The organism is Comamonas sp. 4034 (genome assembly GCF_050434545.1).
In the GTDB taxonomy this organism is placed as follows: Bacteria; Pseudomonadota; Gammaproteobacteria; order Burkholderiales; family Burkholderiaceae_C; genus Comamonas; species Comamonas odontotermitis.
Window position 1 is genome coordinate 124,544 of sequence record NZ_JBNDIT010000006.1, and the last position, 16,041, is coordinate 140,584.

Here is a 16,041-nt window from a genome sequence, read left to right on the forward strand (position 1 = left end):
TGCCCATGATCACGTTCTCATCCGAGCTGCCCTATGCCAGCACCCGCCAGCCCGTGTATGGTGACGACGTGGCAGCCACTTCCCAGCCCCTGGCAGTATCGGCCGCAATGGCACAGTTTGCGCAGGGTGGCAATGCCATCGATGCCGCGCTGGCCGCCGCCATGGCACTGACCGTGGTGGAGCCCACCAACAACGGCCTCGGAGGCGATCTTTTCGCACTGGTCTGGGATGGAGCGCAGCTGCACGGGCTCAATGCATCGGGCTGGGCGCCGCAAGGCTGGACGCCCGAGCGCTTTGCCGGGTGCGAGCGCATGCCGTATGAAGGCTGGGACAGCGTGACCATTCCTGGCCAGTTGCGCGGCTGGCAGGCCTTGCACCAGCGCTTTGGCTCACAACCCTGGGCCAGCCTGCTTGAATACGCCGAGCACTACGCACGCTCCGGCTTCATCGTGCCGCAAGGCGTGGCCAGCAAATGGGGCCTGCATGTCCCCCGCCTGCACAACCAGCCCGGCTTTGCCGAGACCTTTCTGCCCGGCGGACGCGCGCCCCAAGCTGGCGAGCGGTTCACCAACCTAGCGCTGGCAGACACGCTGGCGCGCCTGGCCACGCACGGCGCCGATGAGTTCTACGAAGGCGAAACCGCGCAGCGCCTGCTGGCCCATGCACAGCAGCACGGCAGCGCCTGGCAGGTCAGCGATCTGCGCGACTACCGGCCCCAATGGGTACAGCCGCTGGCCCAGCGGGTGTGGGGCGATTGCTGGCTGCATGAATTGCCGCCCAATGGCCAGGGCATTGCCGCGTTGCAGGCCCTGGGGATGCTGAACGTCCGCGACCACGAGCTGCCCGCCGAAGTAGACAGCGCTGCTGGCGTGCACTGGCAGATTGAAGCCACCAAGCTCGCGCTTGCCGACCTGTACCCTCACCTGGGCGATCCTGCCAGCATGTGCATTCCGCCGCACGACTGGCTCTCTGACGCCTACCTGCGCCAGCGCGCCGCCCTGATTGATCCGCAGCGCGCGCAGCACCCTGCATCGGGCCTGGGCGGACATGGCACGGTATACCTCTGCACCGCAGATCGGCAAGGCCGCATGGTGTCGCTGATCCAGTCCAACTACGATGGCTTTGGCAGTGGCGTGGTGCCCACGGGCACAGGCGTGGCGCTACAGAACCGGGGGGCAGGCTTCAGCCTCCAGGCGGGCCACCCCAACCGGGTGGGGCCGCGCAAACAGCCGTTTCACACCATCATTCCCGGCTTTGTCACACAAGGCGGGCAGCCCTTGATGGCCTTTGGCGTGATGGGTGGTCCCATTCAGCCGCAAGCCCATGTACAGGTGCTCACCCGCATGCTGCGCCATGGCCAGAACCCCCAGGCGGCACTCGACGCACCCCGCTGGCGCATCGAGCCCGGCAAGGGCATCTACACCGAGCCTGGTTTTCCGCCCGGGCTGCGCAATGGCCTGCAGGCGCTGGGGCATCCGTTGCTGCCGGTGACTGACCCGACCATGGAGTTTGGCGCAGGTCAGGTGATCTGGCGCCTGCCCCACGGCGGCTATGGCGCGGCATCGGACGGCCGCCGCGATGGCCACGCAGCAGCTCGCTAGCCCGTCGGGCCGTTGATTTTGCTATTGAATCAGGAGTAAAGGCGCAGATGCATCAAGCGCTGGAGGCTGATTTATCAATATGAAATACGGGCACCAACAAAAAACCCACCTGCAGCAAAACAGGTGGGTTTACGCCCAGGGCAGGCGCCAGCTCAAGAGCGGCTTATTTGAGCCACTTTTGCGATTCCTGCTGCAACACACCCCGCAGCGCCAGAACATCCCAGGTAAATTGCATCACACGGCTGTAATCAGCGTCATCGGCGGGCAGCATGAAGCCCAGTTGATTGACGGGAGTCAAGGGCTTATCCAGATACGCGGCATGCAAGCGCGGATCGGCCTTGCTGTAATGCAGCGCTTCGTAGGTCTCGGTGATCATCACGTCGCCCTTGCCTTCGGCAATCAGCGCGGGAATCTCGGCATTCTTGTCGTGGGTAGCAATCTGCGCGTTCTGCATGTTCTGCAGCACATAGGCCTCGTTGGTGCCGCCCGGATTCTTGATGACGCGCACACTGGCCTGGTTCAGCGCCTCGGGCGTGGTGAACTTGTCCTTGTCAGCTGCCCGCACCAGAGCCACCTTGCCAAACGGCGCGTAGCCCGGCAGCATCTGCACCTTGCTGATGCGTGCCACATTGCGGGTGATGCCGCCCACAGCCACATCAAACTTGTTTTCCTGCAGGTCCGCCATGAGCTTGGGCCAGGTCGTATCCACATACTGCACCTTGACGCCCATCTCCTTGGCCATGGCCTCGATCACTTCGATGTCATGGCCCGCATATTTGCCATCGGCCTTCATTGCAAAGGGGCGGTAATCGCCGGGCGTACCCACCCGTAGCACCTTGGCCTGCATGATGGCATCCAGGCGCGGTCCCGCATGCACCGAGGCAGAGGAAAATATAGTCACTACGCCTGCCGCGCTGAGCATGGCAGCTATCAATTTTGATCTATTGCTTTGCAATTCTTGCTCCTAGGTCTTCATTCGCCACATATACAGCGTGGCCCGTCTACAGCCTACCGCGCAACTGCAGTAGCCCCTTTCGAGGAAAGCGCATTCCATGCTGGCAAGACCTGCCCATGAAAAGAGAACAGCGTGTACCCATTGCTGTGTACACGCTGTTTGTCACACGCCGAGACCATTGTGATCCTGTGCGGCGCAGATGCCCATCAGTGCTTCACCCAGGAAGCACGGGTGCGGTCACGGTCAGTAACGCGATATCTGGCCCTGGTTGATCTGCACGCGGTCGCCCGGACGCAGATCGCCTGGATGCGGCACATCAAAAACGCGCTGCCCACCGTTTTGCAGATTGATCACGATGCGATAGCCACGCGTCTGGTTGCGGTTGCCGTTCTGCTCAATCGCATTGCCCGCCAGCGCGCCTGCACCGGCGCCTGCAGCGGTGGCAGCAGCGCGGCCAAAGCCGCCACCAATCTGGTTGCCCAACACACCACCAATGACGGCACCCAGGATGACGCCCACACCCGATGTGCTGCTGGACTGGCCGCGCAGCTCTTCGATGCGGCTGACTGAGCCGTACTCCACGCCGTAGCCGCCTTGCTGGGGCTGCTGCTGCGGATAGTTGCCCTGCTGGGGATAGCCGCCTTGCGGATACCGGTTGTCATAGCGAGGCGGCGCCTGGACACAAGCTGCCAGCACCGATGCGCTGGCCGCCACCACGGCCAGTTTGCCCGCTTTGCGCGCCAGCGCGGTGCGCCAGCCAATATTGCGTTGAGCCATTGCTCTCTCCTTTAGCATTCGTGCCTAACACTGCAGCGTATTGCCACCGTACGGCGTTTGAACTGTGCCTACTTGGTTCCCGTCGATCCGTAGCCGCCCGTGCCGCGCTCGGAGACTTCACCAAATTCCTGCACCACATTGAACTGCGCCTGGAGCACCGGAACGATCACCATCTGGGCAAGGCGCTCCATGGGCTGCAGAACGAAGGCCGTGTCGCTGCGGTTCCAGGCGCTCACCATCAACTGGCCCTGGTAATCGCTGTCGATCAGCCCGACCAGATTGCCCAGCACAATGCCGTGCTTGTGGCCCAAGCCGGAGCGCGGCAGGATCATGGCCGCATAGCCAGGATCGCGCAAATGGATGGCCAGTCCCGTGGGAACCAGTTGCCAGGCATTGGGCGCCAGGTTCAAAGGCTCGTCGAGACAGGCACGCAGATCCAGGCCCGCACTGCCGGGCGTTGCGTACTGCGGCAACTGATCCTGCATGCGGGGGTCCAGAATTTTGATATCAACAATCATGGTTTGGTTTTGTTTCTCGGGATGGGCGAGGCTAGCACAGCCCACTCCACCTTAACGCAAGGACCGGGCCCAGGTGCACCTGGCCGGTCGCGGAAAACCGGAGGGAGCAGCAAAAATTCATGGATTTGTAACGATGCTCGCGGGTTTGCAGCCTGCAGATGTAACTGCGAGATCGGATTTGCAAAGAGCTTCGCGCTACTTTTCACTTCTTTGCATTGTCCATCGCCTTTTTGATGACCCCGACCAGCATCACCAACCCCAATGGCGGAAACGCGACACCGATCACGGCCATGACGACCCAGCCGATGAGCTTGAAAATATTTGTCTGCTGACCATCAGCCTGCTTGCCGGTAGCCGCCGGCGCAGCAGGAGAAAACACATCTCCTGCCCTGTCGGCCTGCGCGCTGCCGCCTTGGCGCCTGGACTCCAATTGGCGAATGCGCTCAAGCAAGGCGTCTGCAGCATTCGACGCCGAGGTTTTGTGCGTCGCAGCAGAGGAAGCGGCAGATACGGAAGCCTTCGCCTGGCGCTTCGAGGCCTTGGCAGAGGTGCTCGTCGACGTCATGACCATCTGCGAAGCTGTCTGGTGCGCATGGCCCAGCGACTGCCGCGCCAACAGTCTTTCCACATAGCGGACAAAATCGCCGCCCGGCGGAGTCTGATAAATGCTGTCCGTTGCAAAATCATGCTTGGCCATGGATGGCACACCTCTCCTGCCTGTCTGGAACACCGAGCACCGCTACAGCTTTTCTGCGCTGCAATGGCTCAGTGATTGATAGTTTCAAAGTCGACCATAGTATGCATCGATATGCATGGCAGCACGCCTCTGGCGTGCAAGAACAGCATCCATGCTGACGGTACTGACGACCCATGGCGCGTACAGCGCATGGGCTTGCTTTCTGTCACAATGGCCCCAACTTTGAACACGGCGGTCGCTGAACCTCCACGACATTTGAAATTTAACAAGGAACCTGCCATGTCGGACTCCCTGATCAAGCATACCAACGAAGCCAATTTTGAAGCAGATGTACTGCAGCCGAACACCAATGTTCTGGTGGATTTCTGGGCCGAATGGTGCGGCCCCTGCAAGATGATTGCTCCAGTGCTCGAAGAGGTATCGGTCAGCTACAAGGAAAAACTGCAGATCGCCAAGGTAAATGTGGACGAAAACCGCACCATCTCCGCCAAGTTCGGCATTCGTGGTATTCCTACGCTGATGCTGTTCAAGAATGGCCAACTGGCAGCCACCAAGGTGGGCGCGCTCAACAAATCCCAGCTGACGGCGTTCTTGGACGAGCAACTCGCCTGATATTGCGCCCTCGGATGCACCCGAGAGGCACCATGCCTCAAAAAACCAAAGCGCGGCCTGCAAGCCGCGCTTTTTTACGAAATCGGGCACAAACGCTGACCTCTTGAGGGGCAAGATCAGCACTTTTCACCCCAAAGATACATATAGTTGATCATTTAAAAGGGGTGTTTTCCTACACCCTGTTTATAATACGGGTCCAGATCATCGATCTCCCTTTCTAAGAATAGATCACATCTGATCTCCGGCTTGGCGGTTTCCCGCTTGTTGCACCGGCTCTGCATTCCCCCTCCATCTAACAGTTACTCCGTTCTGGAGTCCATTCATGCACTTAAATGAGCTCAAGGCACTGCATGTGTCTGAAGTCCTCAAGCTGGCAGACGAGCTTGAGATTGAAAATACCGGCCGCATGCGCAAACAGGAATTGATGTTTGCGATTATCAAAAAGCGGGCCAAGGCCGGTGAACAGGTGTTTGCCGACGGCGTTCTGGAAATCCTGCCCGATGGATTCGGCTTTTTGCGCAGCCTCGACACGAGCTTCACTGCCAGCACCGACGATATCTACATCTCCCCCAGCCAGGTCCGTCGCTTCAACCTGCACACGGGTGACATGATTGAAGGTGAAGTACGCACGCCCAAGGATGGCGAACGCTACTTTGCACTGACCAAGCTCGACAAGGTCAACGGCCTGCCCCCCGAGCAGAACAAGCACAAGATGATGTTCGAGAACCTGACGCCCCTGTTCCCCAAGGAACAGATGCGCCTGGAGCGCGACATCAAGGCCGAGGAAAACATCACCGGCCGCCTGATCGACATCATCGCCCCCATTGGCCGTGGCCAGCGCGCGCTGATCGTTGCCCCGCCCAAGAGCGGCAAGACGATGATGATGCAAAGCATCGCCCACGCCATCACCGCCAACTATCCGGATGTGCACATGATGGTGCTGCTGGTGGACGAGCGTCCGGAAGAAGTGACCGAGATGCAGCGCTCGGTCAAGGGCGAAATCATCGCATCCACCTTCGATGAGCCTGCGGCCCGTCACGTACACGTGGCCGAAATGGTGATCGAACGCGCCAAGCGCCTGGTGGAAATGGGCAAGGACGTCGTCATCCTGCTCGACTCCATCACGCGTCTGGCCCGCGCCTACAACAACGTCGTGCCTTCGTCGGGCAAGGTGCTGTCGGGTGGTGTGGACTCCAACGCACTGCAGCGCCCCAAGCGCTTCTTCGGTGCCGCGCGCAATGTGGAAGAAGGCGGCTCGCTCACCATCATCGCCACCGCGCTGGTCGACACCGGCAGCCGCATGGACGAAGTGATCTTTGAAGAATTCAAGGGCACTGGCAACAGCGAACTGCACCTGAACCGCCGCCTCTACGAAAAGCGCGTGTTCCCGGCCATTGAGCTCAATAAGAGTGGCACACGCCGCGAAGAGTTGCTGCTGTCGCCGGAAATCCTGCAAAAGACCCGCATCCTGCGCCAGTTCATGTACAACATGGACGAAATCGAATCCATGGAAATGGTCATCAAGAGCATGAAGGCCACGAAGAACAACACCGAATTCTTCGACATGATGCGCCGGGGCGGCTAAACAGCACACCGATTTGCCACACACCCTTCGTTTATGCAATAATGGAGGGCTTTTATTGCGGAAAGTACGCTCAGCTTATTGCGGTACAGAGGTTGTATCCGGCTTGGCACGGCTCCCGCACTTGACCAAAGGAAAGATCATGAAAGAAGGCATTCACCCAGAGTACCGCGAAGTATTGTTCGTGGACCTGTCCAACGGTTTCAAGTTCGTGACCCGTTCGTGTGTGAACACCAAGGAAAACGAAACCTTCGAAGGCAAGGAATATCCTCTGTTCAAGCTGGATACCTCGTCGGAGTCGCACCCCTTCTACACCGGCACCCAAAAGTCGGTGGACAACATGGGCGGCCGCGTGGAGAAGTTCCGCAACCGTTTCGGCAAGAAGTAATTTGCGGTTTGCCTCTGCTGTGGCCTTCGGGGCCACGGTTTTCTGGCAAAGCAAAGGCAGTGCGGATGACGTACTGCCTTTTTTGTTTGCAGGTCGCATACCTGGAATCTTTCTGAGGCAACCGCAAACCTCCTAGATTTCGCTCGCGCGCTCTGCTATCTTTGCTTGTTTGCTCCATTCGGTCTCTTACGGTGAATTTTCCAACCCCAGCGATTGTTCCTCAGGCTGCCGTGCGCCCCCTCCCCAGGGCGCTGCTGCTGTTGCTGTGCCTGGCATACGTCGTGCCAGGCTTTTTTGGCCGGGCACCCTGGAAAGCGCTGGATATCACCACCTACGGTTACTCGCTGGAGCTGGCACAAGGCAAGACATCCTGGCTGGCACCTTCCATCCTGGGCCTGAATCCGGACGCCGAGGGCCTGCTGCCCTATTGGCTGGGCGCCTGGGCCATCCAGGCCTTTGGCAGCATGATCCCCGCAGACATGGCAAGCCGCCTGCCCTTTGCAGCCCTGCTGTGGCTGGCCTTGATGGCGACCTGGTATGCCGTGTACTACCTGGCCCGCAGCCCAGGTGCCGGCCCCGTGGCCTTTGCGTTCGGTGGTGAGGCGTCGGAGATCGACTATGCGCGCGCCATGGCTGATGGCGGCCTGCTGGCCCTCATTGCATGCCTGGGCCTGGCGCAGCCATCCCATGAAGCCAGCAGCTATGTGGTGCAGCTCACAGGTGTCTGCTTTGTCTTTTTTGCTGCAGCCTGCATCCCCAACCGGTTTGCACTTCCCCTCACTGTAGGAGGAATCGGGCTTCTGATCCTGGCGCTCAGTGGCGCCCCCACCTACAGCGTATTGATGGGCCTGGGCGCTGCCCTGATCCTTGCACTCACCCCCGTCAATACCGCACAGCGCAACAAGAGCCTGCAGGCCTCCATTGCTTTCGCGGTGATGAGCGTGCTGGCCTTGCTGCTGGCAGTCTATCTGCACCAATGGCAGTGGCGCATTCTGCCTGCGCAGGAATTCCGCCAGTTCCAGTCCCTGCTGGAGTTGCTGGTCTGGTTTGTATGGCCTGCATGGCCCCTGGCGCTGTGGTCGCTGTGGATCTGGCGCCGCCAGATTGCAGACTGGCGCTTTGTGCATCGCCACCTGTGGCTGCCGATACTGCTGGGTGCTTTGGCCCTGATCAATACCGTCACCACCAATCCAGGTGACCGCGCACTGCTGTTGGGTCTGCCCGCATTTGCTGCCTTGGCGGCGTTTGCACTGCCTACATTCCGCCGCGCGATGGCTGCATTGATTGACTGGTTCACCTTGCTCTTCTTCAGTGCCGCAGCCATCACCATCTGGGTCATCTGGCTGGCCGTCTACACCGGTGTACCGGCCAAGCCAGCCGCCAATGTGGCCCGTATTGCGCCAGGCTTCGTAGCCAATTTCTCGCTGCCGCTTTTCCTCGTGGCCTTGCTGGCCAGCCTGGCGTGGTGTGGCCTGGTGTTCTGGCGCGCCAGGCGCAACCGCCCGGAGATCTGGCGCAGCCTGGTGCTGCCCGCAGGCGGCACGGTGCTCAGTTGGATACTGCTGATGAGCATCTGGCTGCCCATGCTGGACTATGGCCGCAGCTACACGGCGCAGGTCGAGGCATTGGCCAAGGTACTACCCACTCCGTCGCAGGCCGGCTGCGTCGCCATCGGAAACCTGGGCCGTGCTCAGATCGTTGCACTGCAAGCACAAGGCGGCTGGCAACTGACTCCAATGCACACGGATACCGCCAATACCTGCCGCTGGCTGGCGCTGCCCATCGAAGGGGCCAGATCCGCACACAGCCATGGCATCGATGAAGACTGGGAGCCATACGCGGTCGTTCCGCGCCCCACGGACAAAAACGCTGAAATTGTTATTTACCAGCGCAAGCAGGATTAGGAGCAGCCATGCTAAGCGCTGTGCGCCGCGTGTTTTCACGCCGCGATTTCGATGTGGTTGCCAAACACGCAGCAACGGTATTTGTAGGGCAGATTGCGGTGATGGGTTTCGGCGTGGTCGATACCATCGTTGCAGGCCGCCATGCCGAAACGTCATTGGCCGCACTATCCGTGGGCTCCGCCATTTTCGTGACGGTCTATGTCTCGCTGATGGGACTGCTGCAGGCGCTGCTGCCCATCTGGTCCGAGATGCATGGCGCCCGCAGGCACGCAGACATCGGGCCATCGCTGCGGCAGTCGCTCTACATCTGCATGGCAGCAAGCGCCGCTGGCATGGCTGTGCTGTTCCATCCCGCGCCGATACTGCGCTGGACTGAAGTACCAGCAGATCTGCAGCCCCTGGTGGAAAGCTATCTCGCCATTGTGGGATGGAGTCTGCCCGCAGCCCTGCTGTTCCGGGTCTTCAGCACGGTGAGCCAGGCACTGGGCAGGCCGCAATTGGTCACCTGGCTCCAGGCTGTGTCGCTGCTCGTCAAGTTGTCGCTGTCCATCTGGTTCACCTTTGGCGGCCTGGGGCTGGCCCCCATGGGCGTGATCGGATGCGCCTGGGCCACCTTTGCCGTCAATTTCTTCCTGTGCGGTGTGGGATGGATGCTGCTGCGCACGCAATCCTTGTACGCCCCTGCACAAATCTGGCGCAAGCTGGAGCGGCCTCACGGCCCCACATTGCTCCAGTTCACGCAGCTTGGTGTACCTGCCAGCCTGTCGATCCTGGTAGAAATCACCTCGTTCACCCTGATGGCCCTGTATGTTGCACGCATGGGCACGGCAGCCTCCGGTGCACACCAGATTGCCGCCAACGTGACGGCCTTGATGTACATGGTGCCCCTGTCGCTGGCCATTGCCACCAGCGCGCGCGCCAGTTACTGGCGTGGCGCTGGTGACGAACTCCGTGCGCGCCATGTCGTGTTCATGGGGCTGCTCTCGGCCATGCTGCTGGCCACTGTCTTGTCTTGCGTGGTGCTGATCGGCAGATCCTGGATCGTACCGGTCTATACCCACACCCCGGAGGTGGCAGCCATTGCCGTGGGCCTGTTGGCCTGGGTCAGCCTCTACCACCTGGCAGATGCCACGCAGACCGTATCCATCTTTGTGCTGCGCAGCTACCGCATCACCTTTGCTCCATTGCTGGTGTACTGTGGCCTGTTGTGGGGCATGGGTCTGTGGGGCGGCTTTCAGCTGGCCTACAAGGGGCTGGGCAGCATGGACGCCCTGCGCTCACCCATTGCATTCTGGATGTGCGCCGCAGGCGCTCTGGTGCTGGCCGCCGCCTGCTTTGTAGCCCTGCTGCAGCAGGTTACCCGCAAGGCCGTGCAGCGCAGCATGGTCTGACCTGCATCGCAAGCACCGGCTCGCGCTATACCAGCGCCTCCGTATCTGCGTTTCGCATCCGTGACGCCGGAAATACCACCACGAATTCCGACCCCTTGCCCAGGGTGCTGCGGATCTGCAGTTGCGCACCATGCCGCTGCAGGACGTGCTTGACAATCGCCAACCCCAGCCCGGTGCCACCAGTGTCGCGCGAGCGGCTGCGATCCAGGCGATAAAAGCGCTCGGTCAGGCGAGGAATATGTTCCGGCGCAATGCCCGGGCCCGTGTCCACCACGCTGAAGCGGCCCGTACCGTCTGTCTGGCGCACAAACTGCACCGTGATGTCTCCGCCTGCGGGTGTGTAGCGTACCGCGTTGTTGACCAGGTTGGACAGAGCACTTTGCAGTTCGTTGCCTGCGCCCGCCACCTCCAGCCCAGCTTCATCAAGCGACTGCATCTGCGGAAAATTCAGACGCAGAGGCTTGTCACCATCCTTGGCGATCATGCGTGCGAGGCCATGCGCATCCTCCTCGCAGCGGCGCATCAGGCTGCGCACCCCCACCCATTCGTTCAAGCTGGGCGGAGGATTACCCTCCAGGCGCGAGAGGGTCAGCAAATCCGCCACCAGGCTTTGCATGCGCTGCGCCTGGTTGGACATCAGGGCCAGGTACTGCGTGCGTTCCTCGCTGCTGAGAGGCAGGGTCTGCAGGGTTTCGATAAAGCCTGTCAGCACCGTCAGCGGCGTGCGGATCTCGTGCGATACATTGGCAACGAAATCGCGCCGCATGGCGTCGGCCAGTTCGATCGATGTCACGTCGCGCGAGAGCAGCAGCTTGCGGTTCCCTTCGTACGGGAACATCTGCACGGACAGTTTCAGCGGGCTGGTGGCGCGCACCACCGGGCTCATCAGCACCACATCCCTGCTGAAATCATTGGCGGCAAAATAGCCTGCGAATTCCGGAGCGCGCACCAGATTGGAGATGAGCTGCATGTGGTCGCGCTGCAAATCAAAGCCGAAATGCTCGCAGGCAGTCTGGTTGCACCATTCGATATGGCCTTGTGCATCCAGAAGCACCACACCGTTGGGGGATGCCTGCAGCGCGGTCAGCACCTGCTGCAATTGCGCCACCGCCTGCTGCGCCTGCTTCTCATGCTGACGCAGCAGCCGGCGCGCCCGGTCCACAGCCTCTCCCCACACGCCATACAGCTGCGGAGGACGCTGCAGGTCACCTTGCTTGAGCCAGGAAACCACCTTGTTGCCGCGCCAGAGGTCTGCAACAAACCAGCACCAGGCCCCCACCAGGGTGGCAACGAGTGCACCGGGCATCTGCCCCAGCCACCAGCCCAGCGAAGCGCCGACGATCTGGAACAACAGAAAACTGACAATGCGAAACAGCATGCAGACCTAACTCAAAAAAGAAAAGCTGCGACAAGCGCAGCATACGAGAATTGGCAAGCCCGCGCATCAAGCGCGTTGCAGGGCCTGCGGTTGTGCAGTGATGCGATAGCCCGCGCCCCGCACCGTCTCCACCATCACGTTCGCAACGCCCAGTGCTTCGCGCAGACGCTTCACATGCACATCCACGGTGCGCTCCTCAATGAAGACGTGGTCACCCCACACCTTGTCGAGCAACTGCGAGCGCGAATGCACGCGCTCGGCATGCTTCATCAAATAATGCAGCAGCTTGAACTCCGTCGGCCCCAGCTTGAGCAGCTCGCCCTGGAAGGTGACACGGTGCGTTGCCGCATCCAGCACCAACTCTCCGATCGTCACACTATCGTTGACCTGCTCGGGAATGCGGCGGCGCAGCACCGCACGGATGCGTGCCAGCAGCTCCTGCGTGGAAAATGGCTTGGTGATGTAGTCATCCGCACCGGCATCGAGGCCCGCGATCTTGTCAGGCTCATCGCCACGGGCGGTCAGCATGATGATCGGGATGCCTTTGACACGGGCATCGGCGCGCCATTTGCGTGCCAGCGACAGGCCGCTTTGGCCCGGCAGCATCCAGTCCAGCAAAATCACGTCCGGCAGCACGGCATCCAGCTCACGCTGGGCGGCGTCGCCATCTTCCGCCCAGATCGGCAGGCAGCCGTTGTGCCGCAGGTTCACCGCGATCAGCTCGGCAATGGCCGGCTCGTCTTCGACAATGAGTACGCGTGGCAGTTTTTTCATACGTCAAACTCTACAAAACACTGGATTCGATTTCGTCCATCGTGGTGTGGCGCACATCGATCCCCTTGACCAGGTAGATGATGAGCTCTGCCACGTTCTTGGAGTGATCGCCGATGCGTTCAATGGCCTTGGCCAGGAACAGCAGGTCCAGACTGGGAGAGATCTTGCGGGGATCTTCCATCATGTAAGTGATGAGTTTGCGGACAAAACCATCAAACTCGGCATCAATCAGATCGTCTTCCTTGAGGATCGAGACGGCGGCAGCGGTATCGAGGCGCGCAAACGCATCGAGCGTCTTGCGCAGCAGGCCCGAGGCAAGATCGGCCGCCACACGCAAATCGGTCGTGGGCAGGGAGCGCGCGGCGCCGCTTTCGATGATGGAGCCCACCATGCGCGCCATCTTGTGGGCCTCGTCGCCCATGCGCTCCAGGTTGGCAGTCGCCTTGGAAAACGCGATCAGCAGGCGCAGGTCGCGTGCCGTTGGCTGGCGCCGGGCGATGATGGTCGACAGTTCATAGTCGATGTCGACTTCCAGCTGGTTCACGCGCTTTTCCGCCTCGTCAACACGTTGCACGGCCTCCATGCTGAATTGCGAGAGCGCATAGATCGCCTGCTGAATCTGCGATTCCACAAGCCCGCCCAACTCCATCACGCGGGAGGAGATGTTGTTGAGTTCGCTGTCAAATTGTGAGGATAGGTGTTTTTCAGTCATGCGACTCTTTCCAATTCTGGCGAATTAGCCGAAACGGCCCGTGATGTAATCTTCGGTTTCTTTGCGCTGGGGCTTGAAGAACATTTGCTCGGTGGCGCCAAACTCCATCAGGCTGCCCAGGTACATGTAAGCAGTGAAGTCGCTGCAGCGCGCAGCCTGCTGCATGTTGTGGGTCACGATGACCACGGTGTACTCGTCCTTGAGTTCGGCAATCAGCTCTTCCACCTTGGCGGTCGAGATAGGGTCCAGCGCCGAGCAGGGCTCGTCGAGCAACAGCACCTCAGGCTTGATGGCGATACCGCGGGCAATGCACAGACGTTGCTGCTGACCGCCCGACAGGCCGGAGCCGCTCTGGCCCAGCTTATCCTTGACCTCGGACCACAGCGCGGCCTTACGCAGCGCCCATTCCACACGCTCTTCCATGTCACTCTTGCTCAGATCCTCGAACAGCTTCACCCCGAAAGCAATGTTGTCGTAGATCGACATTGGAAATGGCGTGGGCTTCTGAAACACCATGCCGACCTTGGCGCGGATCAGGGCCACATCCTGCTTGCTGGTGAGCAGGTTCTCGCCGTCCAGCACGATCTGGCCTTCCGCACGCTGCTCGGGATAGAGTTCATACATGCGGTTGAAGGTACGCAGCAGGGTCGATTTGCCGCAGCCAGAGGGGCCGATGAAGGCAGTCACCTTCTTTTCCGGAATCTCCAGATTGATGTTCTTGAGAGCGTGGAACTTGCCGTAGTAGAAGTTCAGGTCGCGCACCGAAATCTTGGAGTTCAGTGCACTGGCATTGGCTGCATTGGTTTTCGTCAGCATGATGTTCATCCATCCGTGTTTATTTTTGACGTGCGAAGGTGCGCGCCAGAATGTTCAGGCCGAGCACGGCGAGCGTGATCAGGAAGACGCCGGCCCAGGCCAGTTGCTGCCAGTTTTCATAGGGGCTCATGGCGAACTTGAAGATGGTCACCGGCAGGCTCGCCATCGGCTTGGACAGATCGGTATTCCAGAACTGGTTGTTCAGCGCAGTAAAGAGGAGCGGAGCGGTTTCGCCAGCGATACGCGCCACGGCCAACAGCACACCGGTGATCACACCGGCACGGGCAGCTCGCAGGGTCACCATGCTGATCACCTTCCACTTGGGTGTGCCCAGGGCATAGGCCGCTTCACGCAGGCTGGATGACACCAGCACCAGCATGTTCTCGGTCGTGCGAATCACCACAGGAATCACGATCAGCGCCAGCGCCATCACACCGGCGTAACCGGAGAAGCTCTTGAGCTTGATCACGATCACAGTGTAGACAAACAAGCCGATCACGATGGATGGCGCAGACAGCAGGATGTCATTGACAAAACGGGTGACCGAAGCGAGCCAGCCAGTCTTGTTGTATTCGGCCAGGTACACACCGGCCATCACGCCGATGGGCGTGCCCACACAGGTCGCCATGAACACCATCACCAGCGATCCCCAGATCGCGTTGGCAATACCGCCCGGCTCATTGGGTGCAGGCGTCATTTCGGTCAGCAGGGCTACGCTCAGGCCACCAATGCCCAGGCGCAGGGTCTCCCACAGAATCCAGACCAGCCAGAACACACCAAAGGCCATGGCCGCCAGCGACAGACCGATCGCGATCTTGTTGATGCGATTGCGGCCACGGTATTTGGCTGCGCGGATGGTTGCAAGATCCGAAGCCTTGATCAAACGTTCTCCCGTGGTCATGCGCGGGCTCCTTCATTCTTTTGCAGGCGGCTGAGCAGCAGCTTGGAGCAGGCCAGCACGATGAACGTGATGAAGAACAGCGCCAGACCCAGGTAGATCAGCGATGCCTGGTGCAGGCCTTCGCCCGCTTCCGCAAATTCATTGGCCAGGGCCGAAGTAATGCTGTTGGCCGCCTCAAACAGCGACAGAGAATTGAGTTGGTTCATATTGCCGATCACAAAGGTGACGGCCATGGTCTCGCCCAGTGCGCGGCCCAGTCCCAGCATCACGCCGCCGAACACGCCGGTCTTGGTGTAGGGCAATACGACCTTCCACATCACTTCCCAGGTGGTTGAACCCAGGCCGTAAGCCGATTCCTTGAGCAGCGCAGGGGTAACTTCGAATACATCGCGCATCACCGAGGCGATGAAAGGGATCACCATGATCGCCAGAATGACACCGGCGGAAAAAATGCCGATGCCCACAGGAGGGCCGGACACCAGGCCTTCCAGCACTGGAATGCCCTTGAACAGGGTTTGCAGAGGCTGCTGCACATAGGTGGCCAGCAGCGGGCCGAACACCATCAGGCCCCACATGCCATACACGATGGAGGGCACGGCGGCCAGCAATTCAATGGCCGTACCCAGTGGCCGCTTGAGCCAGACCGGCGACAGCTCCGTCAGAAACAGGGCGATGCCAAAGCTCACGGGCACCGCAATCAGCAAGGCAATGGCCGATGTGGCCAAGGTGCCGTAGATCATCACCAGGCCACCGTACTGGTTCTGCACTGGATCCCATTCGCTGCGGAAGAAGAAGCCGATTCCATACTCACGGATAGCGGGCCAGGCACCCACGACCAGGGAGCCCATGATCGCCAGCAGCAAAGCCAGGGTCAGCACTGCCGCGCCGCGCGCCAGCAATGCGAACAGGCCGTCGGCGACAGAGTTGGAAAGCCAGGGCTTTCGCGAAGGAGGCTGGCTGGACTGCATGTCTGCTTTATCCCCCGCGACCGCGCTGTTTTGTACTGGAAAAGATGTCGACACTTGTGAATTCCAT

16 protein-coding genes are annotated in these 16,041 nt (G+C 60.3%); 6 read left to right on the forward strand and 10 right to left on the reverse strand.

What is annotated here, in order from left to right:
- Positions 1–5 precede the first annotated feature (5 nt).
- Positions 6–1,601: a gamma-glutamyltransferase family protein gene (locus ABIE32_RS08650; protein ID WP_429015300.1), complete on the forward strand. Its 1,596-nt coding sequence runs from the start codon at positions 6–8 to the stop codon at positions 1,599–1,601.
- 163 nt (positions 1,602–1,764) lie between these two features.
- On the opposite strand, the gene ABIE32_RS08655 is transcribed toward ABIE32_RS08650, so the two are convergent.
- The 4 genes from ABIE32_RS08655 to ABIE32_RS08670 all read right to left on the reverse strand — a co-directional run bounded on the left by ABIE32_RS08655 (position 1,765) and on the right by ABIE32_RS08670 (position 4,548).
- The gene (locus ABIE32_RS08655) at positions 1,765–2,523 is read right to left on the reverse strand and encodes a transporter substrate-binding domain-containing protein (protein ID WP_429015302.1); all 759 of its coding nucleotides are present in this window, start codon (positions 2,521–2,523) and stop codon (positions 1,765–1,767) included.
- 276 nt (positions 2,524–2,799) lie between these two features.
- Positions 2,800–3,333 carry a glycine zipper 2TM domain-containing protein gene (locus tag ABIE32_RS08660; RefSeq protein WP_224149631.1) on the reverse strand — a complete coding sequence of 178 codons (534 nt, stop codon included), beginning with the start codon at positions 3,331–3,333 and terminating at the stop codon, positions 2,800–2,802.
- 68 nt (positions 3,334–3,401) lie between these two features.
- Positions 3,402–3,851, reverse strand: coding sequence for a dUTP diphosphatase (dut, locus tag ABIE32_RS08665; protein ID WP_429015303.1), 450 nt, complete (start codon positions 3,849–3,851; stop codon positions 3,402–3,404).
- 202 nt (positions 3,852–4,053) lie between these two features.
- Positions 4,054–4,548, reverse strand: a complete 495-nt coding sequence (locus ABIE32_RS08670) for a hypothetical protein (RefSeq protein ID WP_429015305.1) — start codon at positions 4,546–4,548, stop codon at positions 4,054–4,056.
- Between the two features lie 279 nt (positions 4,549–4,827).
- Here ABIE32_RS08670 and trxA point away from each other — a divergent pair, with 279 nt between their 5' ends.
- The 5 genes from trxA (at position 4,828) to ABIE32_RS08695 (ending at position 10,425) form a co-directional block, all read left to right on the forward strand.
- Complete coding sequence (gene trxA, locus ABIE32_RS08675) at positions 4,828–5,160, forward strand: thioredoxin TrxA (protein WP_224149634.1); 333 nt, start codon at positions 4,828–4,830, stop codon at positions 5,158–5,160.
- A gap of 322 nt (positions 5,161–5,482) precedes the next feature.
- Positions 5,483–6,745 carry a transcription termination factor Rho gene (gene rho / locus ABIE32_RS08680; RefSeq protein ID WP_224149635.1) on the forward strand — a complete coding sequence of 421 codons (1,263 nt, stop codon included), beginning with the start codon at positions 5,483–5,485 and terminating at the stop codon, positions 6,743–6,745.
- A 139-nt stretch (positions 6,746–6,884) separates the two neighbouring features.
- On the forward strand, positions 6,885–7,130 hold the full coding sequence (locus tag ABIE32_RS08685; RefSeq protein ID WP_224149636.1) for a type B 50S ribosomal protein L31: 246 nt from the start codon (positions 6,885–6,887) through the stop codon (positions 7,128–7,130).
- 191 nt (positions 7,131–7,321) lie between these two features.
- Entirely contained in the window at positions 7,322–9,034 is a 1,713-nt protein-coding gene (locus ABIE32_RS08690) for a hypothetical protein (RefSeq protein ID WP_429015306.1), read from the forward strand.
- Positions 9,035–9,042: 8 nt separating this feature from the next.
- A complete protein-coding gene (locus ABIE32_RS08695; RefSeq protein ID WP_429015308.1) occupies positions 9,043–10,425 on the forward strand; it encodes an MATE family efflux transporter in 1,383 nt (460 codons plus the stop codon).
- 25 nt (positions 10,426–10,450) lie between these two features.
- Here ABIE32_RS08695 and phoR read toward each other — a convergent pair whose 3' ends face one another.
- From phoR to pstC, 6 genes are all read right to left on the reverse strand, one after another.
- On the reverse strand, positions 10,451–11,803 hold the full coding sequence (phoR, locus tag ABIE32_RS08700) for a phosphate regulon sensor histidine kinase PhoR (RefSeq protein ID WP_429015310.1): 1,353 nt from the start codon (positions 11,801–11,803) through the stop codon (positions 10,451–10,453).
- Positions 11,804–11,869: 66 nt separating this feature from the next.
- Complete coding sequence (phoB, locus tag ABIE32_RS08705) at positions 11,870–12,577, reverse strand: phosphate regulon transcriptional regulator PhoB (RefSeq protein ID WP_224149640.1); 708 nt, start codon at positions 12,575–12,577, stop codon at positions 11,870–11,872.
- Between the two features lie 10 nt (positions 12,578–12,587).
- Positions 12,588–13,289 (reverse strand): phosphate signaling complex protein PhoU, encoded by a 702-nt coding sequence (phoU, locus tag ABIE32_RS08710; protein WP_224149641.1) that lies wholly within the window; start codon positions 13,287–13,289, stop codon positions 12,588–12,590.
- A 24-nt stretch (positions 13,290–13,313) separates the two neighbouring features.
- The gene (gene pstB, locus ABIE32_RS08715) at positions 13,314–14,105 is read right to left on the reverse strand and encodes a phosphate ABC transporter ATP-binding protein PstB (RefSeq protein ID WP_184708179.1); all 792 of its coding nucleotides are present in this window, start codon (positions 14,103–14,105) and stop codon (positions 13,314–13,316) included.
- A gap of 19 nt (positions 14,106–14,124) precedes the next feature.
- A complete protein-coding gene (gene pstA / locus ABIE32_RS08720) occupies positions 14,125–15,006 on the reverse strand; it encodes a phosphate ABC transporter permease PstA (protein WP_429015312.1) in 882 nt (293 codons plus the stop codon).
- Entirely contained in the window at positions 15,003–15,974 is a 972-nt protein-coding gene (gene pstC / locus ABIE32_RS08725; protein WP_224149643.1) for a phosphate ABC transporter permease subunit PstC, read from the reverse strand. The genes pstA and pstC overlap by 4 nt, the downstream gene beginning before the upstream one ends.
- Positions 15,975–16,041: the final 67 nt, after the last annotated feature.